This window comes from Alcanivorax sp., from assembly GCF_019431375.1.
GTDB classification, from domain to species: domain Bacteria; phylum Pseudomonadota; class Gammaproteobacteria; order Pseudomonadales; family Alcanivoracaceae; genus Alcanivorax; species Alcanivorax jadensis_A.
The window spans coordinates 2,035,896-2,060,564 of record NZ_CP080267.1 but is presented as its reverse complement, the minus strand read 5'-3'; the positions used below and the strand labels follow the sequence as shown (position 1 = coordinate 2,060,564).

21 protein-coding genes are annotated in these 24,669 nt (G+C 57.7%); 15 read left to right on the top strand and 6 right to left on the bottom strand.

Translation table 11 applies throughout. The features are described from left to right. Window positions 1–112: 112 nt before the first annotated feature. Entirely contained in the window at window positions 113–331 is a 219-nt protein-coding gene (rpmE, locus tag KZ772_RS09525) for a 50S ribosomal protein L31 (RefSeq protein ID WP_062815702.1), read from the top strand. 129 nt (window positions 332–460) lie between these two features. Continuing rightward, window positions 461–1,735, top strand: coding sequence for a malic enzyme-like NAD(P)-binding protein (locus tag KZ772_RS09520; RefSeq protein ID WP_290536358.1), 1,275 nt, complete (start codon window positions 461–463; stop codon window positions 1,733–1,735). A 90-nt stretch (window positions 1,736–1,825) separates the two neighbouring features. On the opposite strand, the gene KZ772_RS09515 is transcribed toward KZ772_RS09520, so the two are convergent. After that, on the bottom strand, window positions 1,826–4,405 hold the full coding sequence (locus KZ772_RS09515; RefSeq protein WP_290536357.1) for a penicillin-binding protein 1A: 2,580 nt from the start codon (window positions 4,403–4,405) through the stop codon (window positions 1,826–1,828). A 198-nt stretch (window positions 4,406–4,603) separates the two neighbouring features. Between KZ772_RS09515 and KZ772_RS09510 the strand changes: the two genes are divergently transcribed. The 12 genes from KZ772_RS09510 to KZ772_RS09455 all read left to right on the top strand — a co-directional run bounded on the left by KZ772_RS09510 (window position 4,604) and on the right by KZ772_RS09455 (window position 21,126). Further along, entirely contained in the window at window positions 4,604–5,671 is a 1,068-nt protein-coding gene (locus KZ772_RS09510) for a pilus assembly protein PilM (protein ID WP_290536356.1), read from the top strand. Continuing rightward, the gene (locus tag KZ772_RS09505; RefSeq protein WP_290536355.1) at window positions 5,668–6,237 is read left to right on the top strand and encodes a PilN domain-containing protein; all 570 of its coding nucleotides are present in this window, start codon (window positions 5,668–5,670) and stop codon (window positions 6,235–6,237) included. The genes KZ772_RS09510 and KZ772_RS09505 overlap by 4 nt, the downstream gene beginning before the upstream one ends. Next, on the top strand, window positions 6,234–6,911 hold the full coding sequence (locus KZ772_RS09500) for a type 4a pilus biogenesis protein PilO (RefSeq protein ID WP_290536354.1): 678 nt from the start codon (window positions 6,234–6,236) through the stop codon (window positions 6,909–6,911). The genes KZ772_RS09505 and KZ772_RS09500 overlap by 4 nt, the downstream gene beginning before the upstream one ends. Before the next feature lie 9 nt (window positions 6,912–6,920). Beyond that, complete coding sequence (locus KZ772_RS09495) at window positions 6,921–7,457, top strand: pilus assembly protein PilP (protein WP_290536353.1); 537 nt, start codon at window positions 6,921–6,923, stop codon at window positions 7,455–7,457. Between the two features lie 20 nt (window positions 7,458–7,477). Then, a complete protein-coding gene (locus KZ772_RS09490) occupies window positions 7,478–9,640 on the top strand; it encodes a type IV pilus secretin PilQ family protein (RefSeq protein WP_290536352.1) in 2,163 nt (720 codons plus the stop codon). Beyond that, window positions 9,637–10,170: a shikimate kinase AroK gene (gene aroK, locus KZ772_RS09485; protein WP_290536351.1), complete on the top strand. Its 534-nt coding sequence runs from the start codon at window positions 9,637–9,639 to the stop codon at window positions 10,168–10,170. The genes KZ772_RS09490 and aroK overlap by 4 nt, the downstream gene beginning before the upstream one ends. Before the next feature lie 82 nt (window positions 10,171–10,252). Beyond that, complete coding sequence (gene aroB, locus KZ772_RS09480) at window positions 10,253–11,332, top strand: 3-dehydroquinate synthase (RefSeq protein ID WP_290536350.1); 1,080 nt, start codon at window positions 10,253–10,255, stop codon at window positions 11,330–11,332. After that, on the top strand, window positions 11,322–12,923 hold the full coding sequence (locus KZ772_RS09475) for an SPOR domain-containing protein (RefSeq protein ID WP_290536349.1): 1,602 nt from the start codon (window positions 11,322–11,324) through the stop codon (window positions 12,921–12,923). The genes aroB and KZ772_RS09475 overlap by 11 nt, the downstream gene beginning before the upstream one ends. Before the next feature lie 143 nt (window positions 12,924–13,066). Further along, window positions 13,067–17,530, top strand: a complete 4,464-nt coding sequence (gltB, locus tag KZ772_RS09470) for a glutamate synthase large subunit (protein ID WP_290536348.1) — start codon at window positions 13,067–13,069, stop codon at window positions 17,528–17,530. A gap of 11 nt (window positions 17,531–17,541) precedes the next feature. Further along, window positions 17,542–18,963 carry an FAD-dependent oxidoreductase gene (locus KZ772_RS09465; RefSeq protein ID WP_290536347.1) on the top strand — a complete coding sequence of 474 codons (1,422 nt, stop codon included), beginning with the start codon at window positions 17,542–17,544 and terminating at the stop codon, window positions 18,961–18,963. A gap of 148 nt (window positions 18,964–19,111) precedes the next feature. Beyond that, window positions 19,112–20,173: a uroporphyrinogen decarboxylase gene (gene hemE / locus KZ772_RS09460; protein WP_290536346.1), complete on the top strand. Its 1,062-nt coding sequence runs from the start codon at window positions 19,112–19,114 to the stop codon at window positions 20,171–20,173. Between the two features lie 170 nt (window positions 20,174–20,343). After that, window positions 20,344–21,126 (top strand): hypothetical protein, encoded by a 783-nt coding sequence (locus KZ772_RS09455; protein ID WP_290536345.1) that lies wholly within the window; start codon window positions 20,344–20,346, stop codon window positions 21,124–21,126. Window positions 21,127–21,299: 173 nt separating this feature from the next. On the opposite strand, the gene KZ772_RS09450 is transcribed toward KZ772_RS09455, so the two are convergent. Next, a complete protein-coding gene (locus KZ772_RS09450; RefSeq protein WP_290536344.1) occupies window positions 21,300–21,758 on the bottom strand; it encodes a YiiD C-terminal domain-containing protein in 459 nt (152 codons plus the stop codon). A gap of 47 nt (window positions 21,759–21,805) precedes the next feature. On the opposite strand from KZ772_RS09450, the gene KZ772_RS09445 reads away from it, so the two are divergent. Continuing rightward, window positions 21,806–21,988: a hypothetical protein gene (locus KZ772_RS09445; protein ID WP_290536343.1), complete on the top strand. Its 183-nt coding sequence runs from the start codon at window positions 21,806–21,808 to the stop codon at window positions 21,986–21,988. 7 nt (window positions 21,989–21,995) lie between these two features. Here the strand turns inward: KZ772_RS09445 and KZ772_RS09440 are convergent, their stop codons facing one another. The 4 genes from KZ772_RS09440 to KZ772_RS09425 form a co-directional block, all read right to left on the bottom strand. Beyond that, the gene (locus tag KZ772_RS09440; protein WP_290536342.1) at window positions 21,996–22,331 is read right to left on the bottom strand and encodes a 4a-hydroxytetrahydrobiopterin dehydratase; all 336 of its coding nucleotides are present in this window, start codon (window positions 22,329–22,331) and stop codon (window positions 21,996–21,998) included. A 175-nt stretch (window positions 22,332–22,506) separates the two neighbouring features. Continuing rightward, window positions 22,507–23,217: a hypothetical protein gene (locus tag KZ772_RS09435; protein WP_290536341.1), complete on the bottom strand. Its 711-nt coding sequence runs from the start codon at window positions 23,215–23,217 to the stop codon at window positions 22,507–22,509. A gap of 76 nt (window positions 23,218–23,293) precedes the next feature. Further along, window positions 23,294–23,695, bottom strand: coding sequence for a hypothetical protein (locus KZ772_RS09430; RefSeq protein ID WP_290536340.1), 402 nt, complete (start codon window positions 23,693–23,695; stop codon window positions 23,294–23,296). Continuing rightward, window positions 23,692–24,507 (bottom strand): fatty acid desaturase, encoded by an 816-nt coding sequence (locus tag KZ772_RS09425; protein ID WP_290536339.1) that lies wholly within the window; start codon window positions 24,505–24,507, stop codon window positions 23,692–23,694. Before KZ772_RS09425 ends, KZ772_RS09430 begins: the two co-directional genes overlap by 4 nt. Window positions 24,508–24,669: the final 162 nt, after the last annotated feature.

The following is a 24,669-nucleotide window of genomic DNA, read 5'->3' as shown; positions in this document are numbered from 1 at the left end:
TCAGCGCTTGCGGATTGGGGCCAAGCTGTTATGATTCGCCTTCTTTTTCCCAGACGCAAGCCGTGTGGTGCCTGTCGTAGAGGCAGGTAGCGACACAGATTGGAGCTCAGCCATGAAACCAGAGATTCATCCCGAATACCAGGCAGCGACTTATACCTGTAGCTGCGGTAATGTTATTGAAAGCCGTTCCACCCGTGGTGGTGACATGGCTTTGGACGTTTGTTCTTCTTGCCATCCTTTCTACACTGGCAAGCAGAAGCAGGCCGACAGCGGTGGTCAGATCGACAAGTTCAAGCAGCGTTTCGGCATGATGCGCAGCAAGAAGGACTAAACGGCGTCTTCACCGCAGTTTATGTAGCCTTTAAAAAGCACCCTGCGGGGTGCTTTTTGCTTTGAGAACTTGCGTACACAGTGTTTAGCCTGACAGTTTAGCCCGACTTAGGGACCAGCGGAGACCAGCATGTCTGAGGATTTGAGAACGGCGGCCCTGGAATACCACGCCAAACCGCGGCCAGGGAAAATCAGCGTTGAGGTGACCAAGCCGGCGGCAACCAGCCGTGATCTGAGCCTGGCTTACAGTCCGGGCGTGGCGGAGCCGGTGCGTGAAATCGCCCGCGAGCCTGAGCTGGCCTACCGCTTTACTGCCAAGGGCAACCTGGTGGCCGTGATCAGTGATGGCACCGCCATTCTTGGTCTGGGCAATCTGGGCGCGCTGGCGTCCAAGCCGGTGATGGAAGGCAAGGGGATTCTGTTCAAGCTGTTTGCCGGTATTGATGTATTCGATATCGAGGTGGACGCGGAAGATTCCCAGGCTTTTATTGACACGGTGGTTCGTATTCATCGCACCTTTGGTGGCATTAACCTGGAGGATATCCGGGCACCGGAGTGTTTCGAGATCGAGCGTATCCTCAAAGAGCAGTGCGATGTGCCGGTGTTTCATGATGACCAGCACGGTACCGCTATTGTGGTGGGGGCGGGTCTGATCAATGCGCTGGAAATCCAGAAAAAGCGCATCGAAGATATCAAGGTGGTCTGTGTGGGTGCTGGCGCCGCTGGCGTGGCATCGGTGCGACTGCTGATCGAGATGGGTGCACGCAAGGAAAATATCCTGGTGCTGGATCGCAAGGGCGTGATTCACAGCCGTCGCGACGATCTCAACCAGTACAAGGCGGCGTTGGCCAACGACACCGACAAGCGCACTTTGAACGATGCGGTGGAAGATGCGGATGTGTTTATCGGTGTGTCCGGCCCGGACATGCTGACTCCGGAAATGGTCAAGAAGATGGCGCCCCGGCCGATCATTTTTGCCCTGGCGAATCCGGATCCGGAAATTCGCCCGGAGGTGGCCAAGGCGGCGCGCCCGGATGCGATTGTGGCTACCGGGCGTTCCGATTTTCCCAACCAGGTGAACAATGTGCTGTGTTTCCCGTACATGTTCCGTGGTGCTCTGGACGTGCGCTCCACCTCAATCACCGAGGAAATGAAGATCGCTGCGGTGCACGCCATTGCCGAGCTGGTGCGCGAAGCGCCGCCTCAGGAAGTGCTCGACGCCTACGGCGGTGAGCCGCTTACCTTTGGTGCCGATTACATCATTCCCAAGCCTAATGATCCTCGTCTGCTGGGCCGTGTGTCCTCAGCGGTAGCCCGTGCGGCGGTGGATTGTGGTGTGGCTCGCAAGGGATACCCTTCTCATTATCCGCTGAACTCGCTGGATGAGATTTTCCCTGAGTTGTAGGGGAGAGAAGCCACCCATAAAAAAACCGCCTTTCGGCGGTTTTTTTATGGGTGGGCAAGCGCCAGAGAAAGTCTGGCGCGCCAGTATTAATCAGAAGATCTGTTCTGGTGCACTATTGCCGCCGCCGGGGCCGCGTTGTGGTTCCAGTTCCGGCACCTGATCCTCAATAAAATATTCGCGGATGGCATTGGCGTTGTCCGGGCGCGCGAGCAGGCCGCTGTCGGGATCAATGCGCACGGTGGCGATGCCGGAGGGTTGCTCCAACTGTCTTTCGGGAACCCCTTGCAGGGCCGGGCCCATGTAATCGATCCAGATTGGCAGGGCGGCCTTGCCGCCATATTCGCCCCAGCCCAGGTTGGCCGGGTTGTCGAAGCCCACCCAGACAGTGGCCACCAGGTCCGGAGAATAGCCGGAGAACCAGGCATCCACCTGGTCGTTGGTGGTGCCGGTCTTGCCGGCCAGGTCATCGCGGCCCAGAGCACGGGCCTTGCTGCCGGTGCCTACCCGGATTACATCCTGCAGCATGGAATTCATCAGCCAGGCAATGCGCGGGTCCAGCACCCTGGGCGCCATGACCGGTTCCGGCTGTATCGGTGTGGCTGGCTTGTCGTCACTGTTTTTGTCGCCCTGGTCTGATGCTTCCGATGGAGATTCCAGCTCGGAGATATCGTCTTCCAGTGTGAGTGGTGGCAGGCAGGGAGGCTCACACAAAATGACCTCCGGTGCCTGCCAGAGGATGTCTCCATCGGCATTTTCAATGCGCTGTATGGCCCAGGGGGTAACCCGGTAGCCGCCGTTGGCGAACACGCTATAGGCGTTGGCAATATCCATCGGGGTGACGCTGGCGCTGCCCAGCGCCAAGGACAGGTCTCGCTGAAAATTATCGGCAGGTAGCCCGAAGCGCTTGAGGGTGTCCATGGCCTGGCTGATGCCGATCTGCCGAAGGATGCGAATGGAGACCAGGTTCAACGAGCGATACAGGGCTTCGCGCATGCGGGTGGGGCCGTAGAACTTGCCGCTGGCACCGGTGGGTCGCCAGGCAGTTTCCAGCTTGTCGTCATCGAACACCACGGGCGCATCGTTGATGATGGAGGCGGGAGTGAAGCCGTTTTCCATGGCCGAGGTATAGATGAAGGGTTTGAACACGGAGCCGGCCTGTCGCTCGCTTTGTACGGCCCGGTTGAAGTTCGACGCAGAGAAGCTGTAGCCGCCCTGCATGGCGACCACTGCCCCATTGGCCGGGTCCAGAGAGATCAGGGCCGATTGTGCCTTGGGCAGTTGGGCCAGGCGCCAGCGGCGACTGTTGTCGGGACCCACTGGGCGGACGCGGACGATGTCGCCCCGGGTCAGCACATCACCTGCCTGCTGGGGCTCTTCGCCGACATACTTGTTGTTGAGCTGGGGGCGGGCCCAGCGAATATCATCCCAGGCCAGCCGGGCGCGCTTGCCATCACGGAACAGGATGTCCGCATCCTGTTCGCCCACGCGGGTAACGATGACCGGTTGCAGGGGGCCGATTCGTTGCTGGTCGCGGATGATATTGACCCAGCTGGCGACCTTCGGGTCCAGCCCGGTTATGGTCTTCTCGATTTCTGCTTTTTCTGCCTGAGCAGGCAGTTCGCTCTCTTCGGCGGGCGGTTGTTCGCTGTCAGTGATCTCTATAGCTGGCAATGCCGGGGCCGCACTGACATCTTTCTGTGCTACCGGGCCGCGATAACCATGGCGTTCGTCGTAGCTGTGCAGGCCGGACCGCAGTGCCTTGACGGCCGCTGTCTGGCGTTTGCTGTCGATGGTGGTGATGATGCGAATGCCGTCGGTGAAGATGTCCTGCTCCACCAGCTTGGCGGCTTGCAAGCGGACCATCTCGCCCACATAAGCGGCATCCACCTCTGGCTGAGCGGCATGGAAGCGGGCGCTGACCGGCTCTGCCTGGGCCGCCTCGCGTTCTTCGGGGGTGAGGGCGCCGGTTTCTTCCATGCGGAACAGGATCCAGTTGCGCCTTACCCGTGCCCGCTCCGGGTTGGTGATCGGGTTGTAGGCGGAGGGAGCCTTGGGTAACCCTGCGATCATGGCCTGTTGGGCGATATTGAGCTCCCCCACGGATTTGCCGTAGTAGACTTGGGCGGCGGCTTCTGCTCCATAGGCCCGGTGGCCCAGATAGATTTTGTTGAGGTATAGCTCGAGGATCTCTTCCTTGCTGAGCACCCGCTCGATCTGGATGGCGAGAACAATCTCGTTGAATTTGCGCAGGAAGCGCTGGTCCCGGCTGAGAAAGAAGTTGCGCGCCACCTGCATGGTGATGGTGGAGCCACCGGAGCGGATTTCCCGGTAGCGGGCCAGCTCCACGGCGGCCCGCACCAGGCCCTTGAGGTCAACGCCATTGTGTCTGAAAAATCGTTCATCCTCGGCGGCCAGTACGGCCTGGACCAGGGTTTCCGGCAATTCGTCGTAGGCTACCGGTTGTCGGCGTTTTTCCCCATACTCAGCAATAAGTTTTATATCGCTACTGTAAATACGAAGGGGAATCTGGTATTCCACCTCGCGAATCTGGCTGGCAGGGGGCAGTTGCGGGGCCAGATAGAGGTAGCTGGCGGCCAGAATGGATAGTCCGCCACCGGTGCCGGCAATCAGGAGAAGGAGCAGGTATCGGGTCCAGGAGGGTAAGCGCATGTTTTCGACAACTACTGGCTGGGATCGGTAGAAAGGCCTAGCGGGCCCGTGAAGTGGGTCATTATATGGTGGAAAGGTTGTTGTGATCTAATATCTGTTCTGCTATTACTACACCTAAAGTGATTCGACATAAAAAACGTGTAAGTGTATCTTTATCAAGAAAAAACACTTTAATAATAACCAGACGGGACGACAACAGTGCTGCCTTTCCTCAGAAAAAAGGCCCAGACACTACTGGGGATCGACATCAGCTCCACGGCCGTGAAGCTGCTCGAGCTGTCCAAATCGGGGAACCGCTACAAGGTCGAAAGCTACGGGGTTGAGCCCCTGCCGGCCAATGCGGTTGTCGAAAAAAACATCAGTGACGTGGAGGGTGTCGGGGATGCAATTGCCCGTCTGGTCAGCCGTGCCCGTCCTGGCGTAAAGACTGCGGCTGTGGCCGTGTCCGGCTCCGCCGTGATCACCAAGCTGATTGAAATGGATGCCTCTCTCAGCGAAGACGAGATGGAGAGTCAGCTGAAGGTGGAGGCGGATCAGTACATCCCCTTCCCGCTGGATGAAGTGCGCATGGACTTTCAGGTCATGGGTGCGGTTGAGGGCAATGACGATCGCGTGGAAGTGCTTGTTGCCGCTTCGCGGACGGAAAACGTGGAAATGCGAACCGACGCCCTGGAAATTGGTGGATTGCAGGCCAAGGCGGTGGATGTGGAAGCCTATGCCATGGAGCGGGCCTTCCAGCTGGTGTTGCCGGGTCTGCCCAACGCCGAGGAACTGGAGACCGTGGCTGTCTTCGATATCGGTGCCACCATGACCACGTTAAACGTCTTCCATCAGGGTCGCAGTGTCTATACCCGTGAACAGTTGTTTGGTGGCAAGCAACTGACCGAAGAGATTCAGCGGCGTTACGGTATTTCCATGGAAGAGGCCGGCCTGGCCAAGAAAACCGGTGAGCTGCCGGATGATTATGAGGCAGAAGTGCTTCAGCCCTTCAAGGATGCAGTCGTTCAGCAGGTTAATCGGTCTCTGCAATTTTTCTACGGCTCCACCCAGTTCAATGAGGTGGACTATATCCTGCTGGCAGGGGGGTCGGCTTCCATCCAGGATCTGGCTGAGCTGGTACAGGAAAAAGTGGGTGCCAGCTGTTCCGTGGCCAACCCGTTCAGTGACATGGCGCTAGCAAACAAGGTGGCTGCGTCTGCCATTGCCAATGATGCGCCAGCACTGATGATCGCGTGCGGTTTGGCATTGAGGAGCTTTGAACAATGACAACAACAATCAATCTGCTGCCCTGGCGGGAGGAGCGCCGCAAGCGCCAGCAGCAGGAGTTCATCGTTCTTCTGGTAATGGCAGCGGTTCTGGGCGTGGTGTTGTTCTTCGGTTGGAAAACCGTAGTTGACCAGCAGATTGCGGATCAACGCGCCCGCAACAGCCATATTCAAACAAAAGCGGCTGAGCTTGATGAGAAGATCAAGGAGATCAACGAAATCAAGACTCGGCGTGATGAGCTGATTGCAAGAATGGAGGTCATCCAGAGTTTGCAGGGCAACAGGCCGACGATCGTGTATGTGTTCGATCAGTTGGTCAGAACACTGCCCGACGGTGTCTATTACTCAAAAGTGGAGCGCAAGGGCGACGTTTACACGATCAACGGGATTGCTGAATCCAATAACCGTATTTCCCGTCTGATGCGGAATTTTGATCAGTCACAGTGGTTCAAAGACGCAACGCTGCAAAATGTAACGGCTCTGGAAGATGGCTCCCAAGCCAACAAGTTTACGCTCAATCTGAAGCAGTCTTCACCCGCCAGCAAGAATGAGGAAGAAAAACAATGAAAGCCTCTGAGCTGAAAAACATGGATTTGCGAGAGCTGATTGACGAACTGAACAGTCTCGATTTTGAGAATGTGGGCGGCTGGCCGGCACCGATTAAACTTGGCGCTGCCGTCATCGTTTTGGCGCTTGTTCTGGTGTTGGGTTATTTTTTCGTGATAAAGGACTTGAATGCTTCTCTTGAGCAGCAGCGTGGAGAGGAAAAAACGCTCCTTCAAAGCTATGAGAAGAAAGCATTTGAAGCTCACAATCTTGATCAGTTTCGTGCGCAGCTTGCCGAGATGGAGCAGACTTTCGGGGCTCTGTTGAAGCAGTTGCCTAAAGATACCGAAGTCCCGGGTCTGCTTGAGGATATCACTCATACCGGTTTGGGTAGCGGCTTGGAATTCGAGGAAATCGAGCTTAAGAGCGAAGTGGAAAAGGAGTTTTATGCCGAGCTCCCCATCGATATCAAGGTGATTGGGGATTATCACGGTTTCGGGTCGTTCGTTTCCGGTGTAGCTGCTTTGCCGCGAATTGTTACGCTTCATGACTTCGTTGTTGCCTGGCCCAAGGATAATGAGAAAGAGTTGAAGGCTTTGGGGCTGCTGAAAATGAACATCACTGCAAAGACCTATCGTTATTCCAGTCAGGGCGGTGTTTCTCCGAATAATAAACCGGCCTCTGGTCGCAAATAGGGAGGGCAGATGATGTCTTGTAACAGGTATGCTGCGTTTCCTCTGGTTGCGGTCTTTGTGTTCAGTCTTGCAGGTTGTGGCTCCGGCGCCAATCTGGGTGAGCTGGATGCTCGGCTGCAAGAAATCAAGGCAAGGCCTCGGGGTCGAATTGAGCCGCCACCGGAATTCAAGCCGATCGCTACCTATGCTTATGCGAGTCATCAGCTCCGTTCGCCGTTTGTTGCTCCAATGGAGCAGGAGCTGATAGCGGTAACCGATGGCAGGAAAGTGGAGCCGGATATTGGCCGCCCGAAGGAATATCTTGAGCGCTTCCCTCTAGATGCTCTGAATATGGTAGGGACAATTAGTCGGCCAGGCGGGACGCTTGAGGCCTTGATATCAGATCCGTCCGGAGCGGTGACGCGGGTAAAGCCGGGTAGCTATATGGGGAAGAATTTTGGCCGCGTCAAAGAAGTGACAGATGCCAAGGTGAGTCTTGTGGAAATTGTGCCAGATGGGCGTGACGGTTGGGTAGAGCGGTCCAGTAACGTCACTATTTCCGAATAACAGTCGCTGGGGATCCAGTTATGAATATTGCAACACTGACAACAACAAAGAATGCTTCCCGGCGCTTTTCGGGATTACTGCTATGTGGGCTCCTGTCGCTGTCTGCTTCTTTTGCGGGGGCGGACACTCTGAAATCCATAGAGGCCAACTCCTTGTCCGGCGATGGCATGGAAGTGCGTCTGAATTTCGAGGGAGGGGTTCCGGAGGCCAAGGGCTACAGTATTGAAAAGCCCGCCAGAATTGCCCTTGACCTTATCGGTGCTGACAGTGATGTTGCTGGTAAGCAGCAGAATCTTGGTACGGGAAATGCCCGGAGTGTGACCATTGTCGAGGCCAAGGACCGCACCCGCTTGATTTTCAATCTTGAATCGCTCACAGGATATTCCACTAGAGTCGAGGGCAGTAGTCTGATTGTGATGCTCGGGAAGGAGCAGCAGAGTTCGGTTGCAAAGGGCGATTATGAGGCTGAGGGGGATGCCTCTATCAAGAGTATTGATTTCCGTCGTGGAGATGCGGGAGAAGGCCGTATTGTTATCGGTTTGTCAAAGGCTTCGATTCCTGTGGATGTGCAGGAAGAGGGCGGAAAGATCGTTGCGAAGTTTGTGGGTGCCGGTATATCCAATGATCTGATAAGGAAGCTGGATGTCACGGATTTTGCCACGCCGGTGAAAATGGTGGACACGAGATCCAACGATGACAGTGTTTTAGTGGTTGTTGAGCCTACAGGAACCTGGGAGTACCTCGCGTATCAGGCAGATAACGAATTTAGTATCAATGTGAAGCCATTGACTCGCGCGGAAGCAGAGCGTCAAAAGAAAGAAGACTTTGCTTATACGGGGGAGAAACTGTCCCTGAACTTCCAGGATATTGAAGTTCGTGCAGTGCTCCAGTTGATTGCTGATTTTACCGGTTTGAATCTGGTTGCTTCGGATACTGTGAATGGGCGTATTACCCTGCGCCTCCAGAATGTGCCATGGGATCAGGCGTTGGAACTGATTCTCAAAACCAAGGGGCTGGATAAGCGTCAGGTCGGCAATGTGTTGCTGGTGGCTCCGGCTGATGAAATTGCCGCGCGAGAACAGCTTGAGCTGGAAAGCCAGAAAAAAATTGAAGCCCTTGCTCCTCTTCGCACAGAGTACATCAGCATTAATTATGCCAACGCCTCTGATATGAAAGAGCTCATAAGTAATGCTGGAGGGGAAGGCGATGCGTTGGTTTCCAATCGAGGCTCGGTTGTTGTGGATCAGCGTACTAACACGCTCATTATTCAGGACACCCAGGCCAAGCTTCAGGAAATCCGCGATCTGATCGATACGCTGGATGTGCCGGTTCGTCAGGTACTGATTGAAGCGCGAGTCGTAGTTGCGAGCAACAATGTTGCAGATGAATTTGGTGTTCGCTGGGGCGGGCTGGGTTTTGATGCTGAGTCCATGCTGCAAGATAAGCGCACTTTTGGGGTCTCTGGTCGGCTTCAATCTCTGAGAAACCTTCATCAGTCGAATGTTGACTCAACAGTTTTTCAGGCAACACCTGGGATCGATCCTGATGATGTGGATTTCGGTCCGGACGATTTCACGTTCCAGGAGCCTGAGGGTGACGATGATCTGATTGTCGATCTGGGCGTGGATTCCGCCGATGCCTCACGGTTCGCGATTGGTTTCACGTCCCTGGCTTCAGGGTTGATTGAGCTTGAGCTTTCTGCGTTGGAGGCTGAGGGGCATGGTGAGCTGGTGGCCACACCAAAGGTTCTCACAGCGGATCAGCAGCCTGCTATCATTGCTTCCGGCCAGCAGGTGCCTTTCGAAACTGCTACGGCTTCTGGTGCTACCGCGATTGAATTTGTCGAAGCTGAATTGAGCTTGCAAGTGACTCCCCATATCACCCCTGATGGTAATATCATCATGGATTTGAAAGTGAACAACGATTCATTTGATCCTTCCGGTACAACGGCTATCAATACCAATCGTGTAGAAACCTCTGTTTTGGTGAGTGATGGCGAGACAGTGGTGCTTGGTGGTATCTTCCAGCAGGAAAAGGTCAACTCCGTGACCAAGACGCCTTTCCTGGGTGACTTGCCGTGGATTGGCAATCTGTTCAAGAAGACCGTGAAGCGTGATAACAAGCAGGAGTTGCTGATTTTCATTACGCCACGGTTGATGAAGGATGCTTTGGCGAATCGGTGACCAAGACGACTAACCCCTCTCTGATACTGGTCGGCCCCATGGGTGCTGGAAAAAGCACCCTGGGCCGCCACCTTTCCCAGATACTGGATTATCCCTTCTTCGATTCTGACCGGATTATTGAGGAAAAGACGGGGGCAGATATCCCGTGGATCTTCGATATGGAGGGTGAAGCCGGTTTCCGGCGCCGCGAACACGAAGCAATCGATGAGCTTACCCGTCAGGATGGCATTGTTCTGGCGACTGGCGGCGGCGTTGTGGTGACACCGGAGAACCGTGACCTTCTTCATGAGCGTGGTTGTGTGGTCTATTTGTGGACTCCCGTCGACGTTCAGCTCGCCCGTACTCGTAATGACAAGAACCGGCCCCTGCTGCAAACTGCGGACCCGCGGGCCAGGCTGGAAACGCTGTTCGCCGAACGCGATCCGCTGTACCGGCAGGTGTCCCATCATGTGGTGTCTACCGCTTCCGGCAACCTGAAAAAGGTTGCGGATGACGTGTTGGCTTGTTTGGCGTCTCACCGGCAAGGATAATGTAACCCCCGCAATTGACGGCATGATCCCCTCAGGGTGCCAGTCTTCCATGTTGCATGCGGTGTTATTCAACGGAGATCCAATGCGAACACTTCAGGTGGCCCTGGCCGAGCGTAGTTACCCGATCCATATCGGTGCCGGTCTACTCGACACCTTTCCTATTGCCGAGCAGGTGCGTGGCAATCAGGTCATGATCATTACCAATGAGACCATCGCCCCGCTGTATCTGGAGCGTCTGACCCGGCATTTCTCCGCAGCCCAGTGCGATACTCTGGTTCTTCCAGATGGGGAGAAGTTCAAGACGCTGGAGACTCTGGAAAGCATTTTTGATGCCCTGATGGCCAAGCGCCACTCGCGAACGACTACGCTTATCGCTTTGGGTGGCGGCGTGATTGGCGACATGGTCGGCTTCGCTGCCGCCTGTTATCAGCGAGGGGTGGATTTTATCCAGGTGCCGACCACGCTGCTGGCCCAGGTGGATTCCTCCGTGGGTGGCAAGACCGCCGTTAATCATCCCCGTGGCAAGAACATGATCGGTGCGTTTCACCAGCCGCGGCTGGTGCTGATAGATACGGACGTGCTGAGCACTCTCCCGCAGCGCGAACTGGCGGCAGGTTATGCGGAAGTGATCAAGTATGGCCTGATTCGCGATCCGGATTTTTACCATTGGCTGGAAACCAACAACGAAAAACTGTTGTCCAGAGACACAGAGGCGTTGTCTGAAGCCATCTATCGCAGTTGCGCGAACAAGGCGCAGGTGGTGGCGGATGACGAAACCGAGCAGGGCAATCGCGCCCTGCTTAATCTGGGTCACACCTTCGGCCATGCGATAGAGACGGCCACGGGCTATAGCCAGTGGCTTCATGGTGAGGCGGTTGCGGTCGGAATGCTGATGGCTGCGCATATGTCAGCCAGGCTTGGCTGGCTGGATGCGGCGCTGGAGCCCGGTCTTGCAGATGTGCTGGCGAAGTGGCAATTGCCGGTCACGACTCCCCCGGGGATGAGTCCGGATCAGTTCATGGATCTGATGGCGCTGGACAAGAAAGTACAGAATGGCCAGCTTCGTCTTGTGTTGCTGCGACAGCTGGGTGAGGCTGTGGTCACTGCAGACTACGATGCGGTGGCATTGCGCCAGACGCTGGAGGCTTTTTGTGGAACATGATGATGACCGTTTTTTCAGTGGTGCATCCCGTGGCGATTATCTGGATGCATTGACTGCCCATGCCGGCCTGGGCTCCGTGGTGGCGCTGGAAGGCGATAGCGGTAGCGGGGTGTCCACCTTGCTCGGCCACACGGTGATGGCGTTGCTTGGCGACATGGAGATTGTCCGGATTGATGGCGCTGCCGAGCATAATGCCAATGTGGTCGTTGAGGCCTTGCTGCGGCATTTCGACATCGATCGGGTTGCCCTTCCGGAAAAGCTTCGGGAAACCCTGACTGACGGTCGCATACTGGTGGTGGTGGATAACAGCGAAGATCTGCTGGATGAAGCTATCGTTACCATGGCTGCCCTGAAGCAGAAGCTGGGTGCCCGCCTGGGGTATTTGTTTGGCGGTTTGCCAGGCACGGTGGAAAAGCTGAAGGGAGCGGATCTGGCCCTGGATGACGTGCTTGATCTGCCCTCGCTGGTTGCCGACGACATTCAGGATTTTGCCTGGTTTGTGCTCGGGCTGGAGCTTGATGAGAACCAGGCAGACCGCTTGCGTCATGATAGTGATGGCAATATTGCCCGCCTTATGGAGGTGCTTGGTAGCCAGGATGTCGGTGCGCCGATGATGCTGTCCGCTTCTCCGGAGGATGAGGATGAGGGGGGCGAGCCTGCTGCCGTTTTTGCATCCCGTCCCGCTGATGATAATTCCCAGGACGAGCTGCAGCTTTCTTCCTCGGCAGTGGATGAGGATAGTGTCGATGCTGATGACGAGGACTATCAGGATGAAGAGCAGAATCGCCGTGCCGTGGTGACCCCGCCATGGCGTCACGTGGCGGCGGTTGTTGGACTGCTGGTTGTCGTGGTTATTGTCTGGTCGGTTTTCTCCGGTGGGGGTGGTGACGAGGCTGGGCAGGGAGAGTCTCGTCAGCTTGCCCTGCCGGTTCCCGAGCAATCCGGCGCTAAGTCGGATGCAGGTTCCGCCGGTGAAGATGCGCCTGCGCGCCCGTTGGCATCTTCCATGGAGCCGGTGGCGAGATTGGAGGACCTTCCGGAGCGTCAGGCTGCAAAGACGGATCCCCAAGTTGATAACGAATCCACCAGTGTGTCCCTGGCGCCGGTAACGGATCCGGTTATGCAGTCTGCCCCGGCCAGACAGGAGCAGGAGCTTCGTGTGGCGCAGGAGTCTGCGAGTGTCTCTGCCGAAGAGACCCAACAGGAAGCGCAAACGCCGCAAGAATCGCCTGCGCAAAATTCCCCCGAGGAGCCGGATACACTGCCCGCCAGCGAGCCGGCCCTCAGCGGCCTGGATGCGGAGCTGGGCTATCAGCAGGAAGATTGGCTGGCGACCCTGGATGACAGTCGCTGGTTTTTGCAGATTACGGTTACCAGCCAGGAGGCCAACGCACGCGGAGTGTTGGACCAGCTGGAGCGCAAGGGGGCCTATTATCGGGCCGAGCGTAACGGAAAAGCGGTCTATCTGGTGCTGTCCGGGGACTATTCCAGCCGCCAGGCAGCATTGGATGCAAAGTCGACGTTGCCTGCAAAGTTGCGCTCAGCAGGGCCATTTCCCCGCAAGATGGCCGACATTCGCGGCGAGCTTTGAAAAGAAAAATACCCCTCGGGCGACTGTTCAATTTGTCGCCCGAGGGCGCAATGTGTAGAATGCATATCCCTTTTTTGCCGTCACCACTATCCTGACGCCATTCGCCTTCTGTAAGTCTCTGAATTTCAAGAGGAAAGGTTTTGATGCAGCAGAACTCAACGCTGGTGCGGGGGCTCACTGAGCCCGGAGAATTCCGGGACAACTGTGGTTTTGGTTTGATTGCCCATATGGAGGGCAACGCCAGCCACGAGCTTTTGCAAACGGCCATCGAAGCACTGACATGTATGACTCACCGGGGCGGCATTAATGCCGATGGAAAAACCGGTGATGGCTGCGGTCTGTTGCTCAAGAAACCCGATTCTTTCTTCCGCAAGGTCGCGGAAGCCCAATCCATTAGTCTGCCGGACAATTACGGCGTGGGGATGATCTTTACCCACCCGGATGCCGACCAGGCCGAACAGCAGAAAGCTGCCATCAATGCGGCCCTGGAAGCGCAGGATGTGCAGGTGCTGGGCTGGCGGGAAGTGCCCACCGACGACGCCTGTCTCGGTGATCTGGCTCGTGCCTCCCTGCCCGGCTTCTGGCAGGTGCTGGTGGCGGCTGACGGCAACACCGAGCAGGAGCTTAACCGTCGCCTGTTCTTTGCCCGTCGTCATGCGGAGAAGGCAGTGGAGAGCGATGGCTACTTCTACGTCTGCTCCCTGTCTGCCTCGGTGATTTCCTACAAGGGTCTGATGATGCCGGTGGACCTGCCGGCATTCTTCCCGGACCTGGGTGACAGCGCCATGGAGACCGCCATCGTGGTGTTCCACCAGCGCTTCTCCACCAACACCCTGCCGCAGTGGCCGCTGGCCCAGCCGTTCCGTTACCTGGCCCATAACGGTGAGATCAACACCGTGCAAGGGAACCGTAACTGGGCGCTGGCCCGGGAAAACAAGTTCGAAAATGAACTGTTGCCCGGTCTGGAAGAGCTGAGCCCGCTGGTCAATCGTACCGGTTCCGACTCCTCCAGCATGGATAACATGCTGGAAGTGCTGCTGGCTGGCGGCATGGATCTGTTCCGCGCCGTGCGCATGATGATCCCGCCGGCCTGGCAGAACGTGGAAACCATGGATTCCGATCTGCGGGCTTTCTACGAATATAACTCCATGCACATGGAGCCCTGGGACGGACCTGCTGGCCTGGTGATGACCGACGGTCGTTACGCCGTCTGTATGCTTGACCGTAACGGTCTGCGCCCGGCCCGTTGGGTAGTGACCAAAAACGGCTTTATTACCCTGGCCTCGGAAATCGGCGTGTACGGTTACAAGCCGGAAGACGTGGTGGCCAAGGGTCGGGTCGGACCGGGCCAGATCCTGGCCATTGATACCGAAACCGGTGAAGTGCTGCACACCAAGGACATCGACAACCGTCTCAAGGTGCGTCACCCCTACCGGGACTGGCTGAAAGGCAATGCCCTGCGCATCGAAGCGGACTACGACCACGAAGTGGAGCGTACCGACGAGGTGGATCAGCAGGACCTGCTCAGCTACCAGAAATTCTTCCAGATCAGCTTTGAAGAGCGTGATCAGGTGCTGCGTCCGCTGGCAGAATCCGGCCAGGAAGCCACCGGCTCCATGGGCGATGACACCCCCATGGCGGTGCTGTCCCGTCGCGAGCGCTCCCTGTATGACTACTTCCGTCAGCAGTTCGCCCAGGTGACCAACCCGCCCATCGATCCGCTGCGTGAAGCGATCGTGATGAGCCTGGAAACCTGTGTGGGTGCCGAACGGAATGTGTTCGAGGAAACGGCGGACCACGCCGACCGGGCGATTCTGTCTACCCCGGTACTGTCCCATTCCAAGTTCACCAACCTGATGAAGATCGATCGTCCCGGGTATGATGTGGCCAAGCTGAGCCTGCATTACGATCCGCAGATTGGTCTGCGCCAGGCAGTGGAAAATCTTTGCGAGCAGGCCGCCCAGGCGGTCCGCGATGGCAAGGTGATCCTGGTGCTCACCGACCATGGTATTGCCCAGGACAAGCTCACCATCCACGCCCTGATGGCCACTGGCGCGGTGCATCATTACCTGACCGAAAAAGGTCTACGTTCTGACGCCAACATCATTGTGGAAACGGCCACTGCCCGTGACTCCCATCACTTCGCGGTGCTGTTCGGTTTCGGCGCGACGGCCGTCTACCCGTACCTGGCCTACGACGTGATCTCCGACATGGTGCGCTCCGGCGAGCTGCTTGGTGATGCGGTGGAATTGCAGAAGAACTTCCGCAAGGGCATCAACAAGGGCCTGATGAAGATCCTCTCCAAGATGGGGATCTCCACCATCACCTCCTATCGTGGTGCCCAGCTGTTTGAAGCGGTGGGTATCGCCAGTGATGTGGTGGACCTGTGTTTCCGCGGCGTGCCCAGCCGTATCCAGGGTGCCAGCTTCGAGGATTTCGAGGCGGACCAGCAGAGCCTGGCCAAGGATGCCTGGAAACAGCGCAAGCCCATCGATGCCGGCGGCATTCTCAAGTACATCCACGGCAAGGAATATCACGCCTTCAATCCGGACGTGATCTACGCCCTGCACCGGGCCACCCAGGACGGTGACTACGATGCCTACAAGGAATACGCCGAGCTGGTGAACAAGCGCCCGGTGGCCACCTTGCGTGATCTCTTTGCCCTGCGCGATGACGTGGACGCCATTGATGTGGAAGAGGTGGAGCCGCTGGAGAACATCCTGCTGCGCTTCGACTCCGCAGGCATGTCCCTCGGTGCCCTGAGCCCAGAGGCTCACGAGGCTATCGCCACCGCCATGAATCGTCTGGGCGGTCGCTCCAACTCCGGTGAGGGTGGTGAAGATCCGGCCCGTTACGGTACCGAGCGTGTCTCCAAGATCAAGCAGATCGCCTCCGGCCGTTTCGGCGTGACCCCGCATTACCTGGTCAATGCTGAAGTGCTGCAGATCAAGGTGGCCCAGGGTGCCAAGCCCGGTGAGGGTGGCCAGCTGCCGGGTGGCAAGGTGAATGCGCTGATTGCTCGTCTGCGTCACTCCGTACCTGGTGTGACCCTGATTTCACCGCCTCCGCACCACGACATCTACTCCATTGAGGATCTGGCCCAGCTGATCTTCGACCTCAAGCAGGTCAATCCGGACGCCCAGGTGTCCGTGAAGCTGGTGTCCGAGCCCGGTGTGGGTACCGTGGCCTCCGGTGTGGCCAAGGCCTACGCGGACCTGATCACCATTTCCGGTTACGACGGCGGTACCGCGGCCAGCCCGCTGACCTCCATCCGCTATGCCGGCTCCCCCTGGGAGTTGGGTCTCGCGGAAGCCCACCAGGCCCTGCGTGGCAACGATCTGCGCGACAAGATCCGCCTGCAGACGGATGGTGGCCTGAAGACCGGTCTGGACGTGATCAAGGCGGCCATCCTCGGTGCCGAGTCCTTCGGTTTCGGTACCGTGCCCATGGTGGTGCTGGGCTGTAAGTACCTGCGTATTTGTCACCTGAACAACTGCGCCACCGGCGTGGCCACCCAGCGTGACGATCTGCGCAAGGAGCACTTCATTGGTGCCCCTGAGCTGCTGATCAACTACTTCACCTTTGTGGCCAAGGAAGTGCGTGAGCTGCTGGCGCTGCTGGGCGTGAAGAGCATTCCCGAGCTGATCGGTCGTACCGACCTGCTGAAAGTGCTGGAAGGCGAGACCGTGCGTCAGGGCAAGCTGGATCTGACCCCGATCCTGCGCAACGACCTAGTGCCGGCGGACAAGCCCACCCATTGTCAGGTGAGCCGTAACGAGCCGTTCGACAAGGCGGTGCTGAACCAGAAGATGGTGGAAGACATGCTTGCCGCCGTCGACAGTAAGTCTGGCGGTTCTTTCCACTACGAGATCACCAACTGTGATCGCTCCGTGGGTGCCCGGGTGTCCGGTGAGATTGCCAAGCGCCACGGCAACCTGGATATGGAAACTGCGCCGATCAAGGTGCGCTTCACCGGTACCGCCGGGCAGAGCTTCGGCGTGTTCAACGCCGGTGGTCTGCACATGTACATCGAAGGCGATGCCAACGATTACGTGGGCAAGGGCATGGCCGGCGGCAAGCTGGTTATCCGTCCGCCCAATGGCAGTCCGTTCAAGAGTCAGGAGACTGCCATCATTGGTAACACCTGTCTGTACGGTGCCACCGGTGGCAAGCTGCTGGCGGCCGGTACCGCCGGTGAGCGTTTCGGGGTGCGTAACTCCGGCGCTCACGCCGTAGTGGAAGGCGCTGGCGATCACTGTTGTGAGTACATGACCGGCGGTTCCATCACCGTGCTGGGTCGCACCGGGCATAACTTTGGTGCTGGCATGACCGGTGGTTTCGCCTTTGTACTGGACGAGGACAACGACTTCTTCGACCGCATCAACCCGGAGCTGATCGAACTGCATCGCATCAGCTCCGAAGCCACCGAGTCTCATCGCAGTCACCTGCGTGGCGTGATCTCCGATTACGTGCAAGAGACCGGCAGCGAATGGGGCCAGTACATTCTGGATAACTTTGATGCCATGAGCCGCAAGTTCTGGCTGGTTAAGCCCAAGGCCGCAAGCCTGGAAAACCTGCTCAAGAGCACGCGTGCCAATCCGGCATAACGGGGGAGACCATGGCTGAACGTTTGAGCAATAACTTCCAGTTTCTCGACGTGCCCCGGCACGATCCGAAGAAAAAGGACATTGACGACCGCAAGCACAAGTACGAGGAAATCTACTACCCGTACGAAACCCGGGAAGTGGAGCACCAGGCACACCGTTGCCTGCACTGCGGCAACCCGTACTGCGAATGGAAGTGCCCGGTCCACAACTACATCCCCAACTGGTTGAAGCTGATCAGTGAAGGCAACCTGATGGAAGCGGTGGAGCTGAGTCACCAGACCAACTCCCTGCCGGAAGTTTGTGGTCGTGTGTGCCCGCAGGACCGTCTCTGTGAAGGGGCCTGTACCCTGAACGACGGTTTCGGTGCGGTCACCATCGGTGCCACCGAGAAATACATCACCGACACCGCCCTGGCCATGGGCTGGCGCCCGGACATGTCCAAGGTGGTGTGGACCGACAAGAAAGTCGCTGTGATCGGTGCCGGCCCCGCCGGCATCGGCTGTGCTGACGTGCTGGTGCGCAGCGGCGTGAAGCCGGTGGTATTCGACCGTTACGAGGAAATCGGTGGTCTGCTGACCTTCGGTATCCCCGAGTTCAAGCTGGAAAAACCGGTCATGGCCAAGCGCCGTGAAGTGTTTGAAGGTATGGGCATAGAATTCCGCCTGGGCGTGGAAGTGGGCAAGGACATCACCATTGATGAGCTGCTGGCCGACTACGACGCCGTCTTCATGGGCATGGGCACTTACACCTACATGAAAGGTGGGTTCCCCGGTGAAGACCTGGAAGGCGTGCACGAAGCGCTGCCGTTCCTGGTGGCCAATGCCAACCGCAACCTGGGCTTCGAGAAGGATCCGGCCGACTTCATCGATATGAAGGGCAAGCGTGTTGTGGTGCTGGGTGGTGGTGACACCGCCATGGACTGTAACCGCACCTCCATTCGCCAGCAGGCGGACAGCGTGGTCTGCGCCTACCGCCGCGACGAAGAGAACATGCCCGGTTCCCGTAAGGAAGTGGCCAACGCCAAGGAAGAAGGCGTGCAGTTCCTGTTCAACCGTCAGCCCATCGAAGTGGTGGGAGAAGACGGCAAGGTCACCGGCGTGAAAGTGGTGGAAACCAAGCTGGGCGAGCCAGACAACAATGGCCGTCGTCGCCCCGAGCCGATTCCGGGCAGTGAGGAAATTCTGCCGGCGGATGCGGTGATTGTGGCCTTCGGCTTCCGTCCCAGCCCGGCGGACTGGTTCGAGCCCCAGAATGTGGCTACGGACGATTCCGGTCGCGTGCAGGCTGCGGAAGAACAGGAATTCCCGTTCCAGACCAGCAACGAGAAGATCTTTGCTGGCGGTGACATGGTGCGCGGCTCCGACCTGGTGGTGACCGCCATCTGGGAAGGGCGTGAAGCGGCCAAGGGTATTCTCGATTATCTGGACGTGTAAGAAAGCCGAAAGTGTGACACGGAGGGCCCGCAATGCGGGCCCTTTTGTTATGCGCACAATGGGCTGAATAGGGTAAAGTTGCCGACTATTGCCGATTGTTTCAGGGCGCCGTCCACAGATCTGCGGCGTCAGACCCAAAGGATCACTCATGACCTTCGCTCCTCTACAAAACGACCGTTTTCTCCGTGCCCTTAACCGTGAGTCTGTGGATCAGACGCCGGTGTGGATGATGCGCCAGGCCGGGCGCTATTTGCCGGAATACCGGGCCAGTCGCGAGCATGCCGGCTCGTTCATGGACCTGTGTCAGAATGCGGACCTTGCCTGCGAGGTGACCCTGCAGCCGCTGGAGCGTTACCCGCTGGATGCGGCCATTCTGTTCTCGGATATTCTCACCATTCCCGATGCCATGGGGCTGGGGCTGTATTTCGAGACCGGTGAAGGACCGAAATTCCGCAAGGTAGTGCGCAGCGAAGCAGACGTGGCGGCGTTGCCGATCCCGGATGCGGAAAGTGACTTGGGTTATGTAATGAAGGCGGTCAGCACCATTCGCGGCGCACTCAATGGCCGGGTGCCCCTGATCGGCTTTTCCGGCAGCCCCTGGACACTGGCGACCTATATGGTGGAGGGCGGTTCCAGCAAGGACTTTCGCCACCTCAAGGCCATGGTGTACAGCCAGCCGGAGCTGGCCCATGCCCTGTTGGACAAGCTGGCCCAGTCGGTGACTTCGTATCTGAATGCCCAGATTCGCCATGGCGCCCAGGCGGTACAGATCTTTGATACCTGGGGCGGCGCCCTGTCCGCCGAGGCCTACCAGCAGTTTTCCCTGAAATACATGCAGCAGATCGTTGACGGTCTGATTCGCGATCACGAAGGCCGCAAGGTGCCGGTGATCCTGTTCACCAAGAACGGTGGGCTGTGGCTGGAGTCCATGGCGGCGACCGGCTGTGACGCCCTGGGCCTGGACTGGACCATCAATATTGGCGAAGCCCGCCGTCGCGTCGGTAACAAGGTTGCCCTGCAGGGCAATATGGACCCGGCGGTGCTGTACGCGTCCCCGGATGCCATCCGTGCGGAAGTGAAACGGATTCTGGAAGATTTCGGCGACCACCCGGGGCATATTTTCAATCTGGGGCATGGTATTACGCCCCAGGTGGATCCCGCCCATGCGGGTGTCTTTATCGAGGCGGTGCAGGAATTCAGCAGGAAATAACAAAGCTACAAGCCTCAAGCTGCAAGCTACAACGCGAATCCGGGGTTTGTCTGGTCTTACGTCGCAGGCGCCGCGCCGGGGGATTGGGCGCGGCGCCTTGCGTTCAAAACAGATAAAACATTCAAGCGCGTTGTAGCTTGTAGCTTGAGGCTTAAAAAGGGGGGAAGGGAATGCGTACTGTAATAGCGGTCCTGTTGCTGGTGTGGGGAGCATCGGCAGCGGCCATGTCATTGGCGCTGGCCAAGGTGGAGCGGGCCGGGGAGGGGGAAAGTGAGCAGCAGGTCTGTGACCGGGCCCTGCAGATGATGACCGAGGAGCTGCATACCAGCTTGTTCAGTGTCATTGCCGCCACCGATGATTATCAGCAGCGGCTGCAGGCTTACAAGGAGCAGGACCGCTCTGAGTCCCTGCTCCGGGATGCCTACCTGAGTCAGTTGCAGGAAGAAAAACCCAGTTTGCAGGGGCGTCGCTGGAGCGGTTCGCGTTGCACGCTACGGGCCCGTTATGAGGCGGATATCGATACCCTGGCCCGGCGTGTGCCGATTCCCGAGAAGTCGCAGGCAAGTCGTCCGCAGCATCAGGACGAGCCGCCACCGGGTATCGATCCGAAAACCTGGGAGCTGTTCAGCACCAGCCGGGACCGATCCGCGCTGGCACAGGCATTCAGTACCGTGTCGGTACTACGCATGCAGATCAGCGAGTACTACCTGTCCAGCGGCAAGTGGCCGGGCAGCCTGAACGATATGGGCATTGCCCCGGAGCAGGTGGTGGATCAGCGGATCAAGCGGGCCTACATGCTCCGCGAAGGTATGCTGAAGCTGGAACTGGCTGGTCGCCTGGAAGGCCATGAGCTGACCACCTGGCCGGTGGAAGGCGGGCTGCGTGGCCTGGAATGGCAATGCTCGACCACCGTCAATATGGGCCCGAACGGGTTCTGTGAGCAGGCGGAATAAGCAGTTGAAAGTTGCAAGTTAAAAGTCGCAACGCGGACCATGTGGTCTCGCCCTTACGTCGGAGTGACCGCGTCTACTGGTGACGGGGGAATGGGCCGCGGGGAAGCTCTTCGCCGTGCGGCATTGCCCTTGCCCGCGCCTTGTAACTTTCAACTTTAAACTTGCAACTCAACTCACCCGCCGATCTTGCGCATCTGGTACACGTTATGGGAGAGGGCAACCACCTCTCCATTGGCGTCTTTCAGTTCCACATCCCACTCGAAGTCGCACTTGCCTGCCTCTTCGGTGGTGCTTTCGATGCGCGCAATTTCCTCTTCACTGACGGTGATTTCCACGGTGACATCCGTGGTGGCCGGGCGGCGGAAACGGATCGCCATATCCTTGACGATGGGGTAGAAGCGTTTGGTGTCGAAGGAGGTCAGGTAGATCACTCCGCCGGGCAGTTCGGCGATGGTGTAGAGAGCACCCGCATACATGATGCCCACGTGGTTAAGATTTGGCTCAAGGGGCATCATCATCTTGCAGTAGCCCCGCTCCACATCCAGGGTTTTCACCCCGCAGCGCTCCACAAACGGAAAGGTCTTGTCACTGGCGGCTTTGATCAGGGTTTTCTGTTGTTCGGAAAGGGCCATGCTGTTTCTCCTTCAGTTACGAAGAATGCTAGCAAAGGCGGCGGTTGTTGCCGCAAGCCGTTTTGATCATGGCGGTGGAGGAATTGGTCAAAAAGAGCTGCAAGCTACAAGTTTCAAGCTGCAACGCGGACGAGGCAGTGCCAACCGAATGGCGCCTTGCCCGCGATATTGACGTCAAAGTTGAAGAGAACGTCGGGAGCTTTTTACGCCGCTCCTATCCAAAAGCGTAACTTGTGCTTAGAGCAGCGCGTCGGTCTTGGCGGCGCAGATAAAGTCATTGCGGTGCAGGCCGCCAATCTTGTGGGTCCACCAGGTGACGGTGACCTTGCCGTACTCGGTGAGAATGGCCGGATGATGGCCTTCGTCTTCCGCCAGATCGGCTACCTGATTGGTAAAGGCGAGGGCCTCGGTAAAGTTGTCGAACGAGAAAGCGCGTTGCAGTTTCTCGATGCCGTCTTCCTCCACCAGAATCCAGTCGGGAATCTGGGGGTGCAGTTCCTGGCGCTCCTGATCGGTTACCCGGGGTGCGTCAGCCCGGCATGCGTCGCAGCTCTGTGTGGTCAGGGAAGTCATAACAGCAGTTAATAGTTAATAGTTAATAGTTAACAGCGAAAACCCCAAAATTCAGTTTTGGGTGCTGTTTCCCGAAGTGCATAGGACCCGCGCCATTGTCACGAAGCGCGGGGTTCTGCCTATCCAGTACACACCAAGCCTGTTGCTCGTTGCAACTTCCAACTTGCTAATGTTCTCAGGCCGGTTCGCACAGTCGGACCGGGTCGCCATCGGTGCCGCCGGGGGCCATTTTCTTCAGCAGGCGGCGCAGTTTTTCCAGGTCCGTGTCATCGCGGACGCGGCCGGGGATTTCCATGCCGTCGGCCAGATTCAGCAGCACTGCCTTCATCTTTTCAGGCATCAGTACCGGCTGGCGGTGTTGCAGCACATAGATGCGGTCGCCACGCTTGAACAGCATGAAGCCGTAGTAATAAGTGCCACTTTCCGCTTCGCTGTCTTTCACCTGGGCGGCATCCACATTGATGCCGATAATGGCGAACAGGGCGCGGGGATCGGCGTCTTCCAGGAATTCCCGGTAGGAGGCTTCCGCACTGGTGATCATGGGAGCCTTGGCCACGACCTCACGTAGGTAACTGTTCAGGGTCAGGTTGAGCAGGGTCAGATCGGAGGCAAAGCGGGGAGCCTGGATCATCGGGTGATTTTCCGCGCTCAGATAGTCCACGCGGAACAGGCGCCCGCTGCCGTCCCAGAAGGTGGTGGAGCCACCATGCCGGTCGCAGCGCTCATCAAGCACCACTTCACCCCGGAAGGTGTTGATGCTCATATCCAGAATATAGGCGCCAGCGGGAGAGAAGTAGTAGTCCCCTTGCCGTTCACCCTGCAGATTCTGGCAGCTGGCGAGCAGTAGGGTGCAGATCAGTAACGCGGCAGTTTTAATTGTTTTCATTATTCGCCCCGGATAGAAAAAGCCCGTCGATCATAGCACACCCAGCCGGATGTGCAGCGATTGGCAATGATCTTCGCTAAAGGACGGGTAAACCTTCCAGGGGAATCACGGTTTTCTGCGCGCTGGCCTTGCGGCTGCGGTTGTAGTGCCAGGTGGCCTGGTGGGGTTTGTCGTAGACCCGGGCAGGTAGTTCCGTGACAGCGACCTGGCAGGCGCTGATCTTCTCGGCGGCCTGGTTGAAGCGGGCCAGCAGCTCGGCGTTGATGGGCTGCTGGCGCTCGGCTACGGCGTCACTGCATTGCTGGCCTTCAGCCTGCAGGTAGTTTACTGCCGGAGAGATCAGCACGAATTGCTTGAGCTGTCGCTGGCTGGCGTCGACCACTTCGATGCACTGATGCACCCAGTAGTAATAGCAGTCTTGCGCCCAGGCACCGGCGGCGCAGCCCATGATCAGGCAGGCAATCAGGCCACGTATCATGATGGCAGGCCCTCACGTTGCTGACGAGCGGGTTCCCACTGCAGCAGGATGTTGTCGGTAATCAGGTGCTCGGGAATGCGATGGCGGATTGTGTCATGCAGTGCCGGCAACTGACTCCAGTGCAACCCGGGCAGCATATGGTGAGCGGTGTGGTAGCCCAGGTTCCAGGAGGGCAGGTTGTAGCGCTTCAATTCCACATTGCGCGAGGCGTGGTAGTGGTCCTCGAAACTGGTGCCAGCGTGCTGGCCGTAGGTGTTGTCCAGCAGCATGAACAGCATGGCCGCCATGGGCAGGACGAAAAGAATGACGGCGTTACGCGGATCGTATAGCAGTGCCAGCAGCAGCGGCATGTTAGCGAGTACCAACAGGCGCAGGAAGCGCTGGTATAGCTGAGGATGGCGCTGGCCGATTCGGTGGATTTCCGGGTAGACCTTAAGCGTATTGATCAGAACATAGCGCCAGCGGGGCATCAACGAACCATCCGCCTGCTGCCAGGGGGAAGGGTCATTGTCCGGTTCCAGGTAATGCTTGTGGTGGCCGATATTGTGGTGCAGGGTCCAGCTCAATGGGCTGGTGCCGGTCTGCAGGTAGAGGATGCATTCGAACAGCCGGTTCAGCGGCTTTTTCACGAACACATTCACATGGTGATGATTGTGGCAGATGGCACCACAGGAGACCTGCACCGGCAGCAGGGCCAGCATGGCCAGCCAGGTTGTCAGGCCGTCGCTGAGGAAAAACAGGCCCAGTTGAATGGCAAACACCGCTAACACCAGGGCAACTGCGGCGCGATCAGCCCTATAGCGTACTAACATTTCAACCACCCAGGCTGATTTCTCAGCCTTCACTACGAATAATGGTTGAGTGTATGCCGGAACCCGGAGTGTGATGAAGACCACAAAAACCATTCTGCCGGGCGCAATGGTCAATATGCTGACACTGCGCCTGGCAAAACGCTTACGGCCTTTATAGTCAAA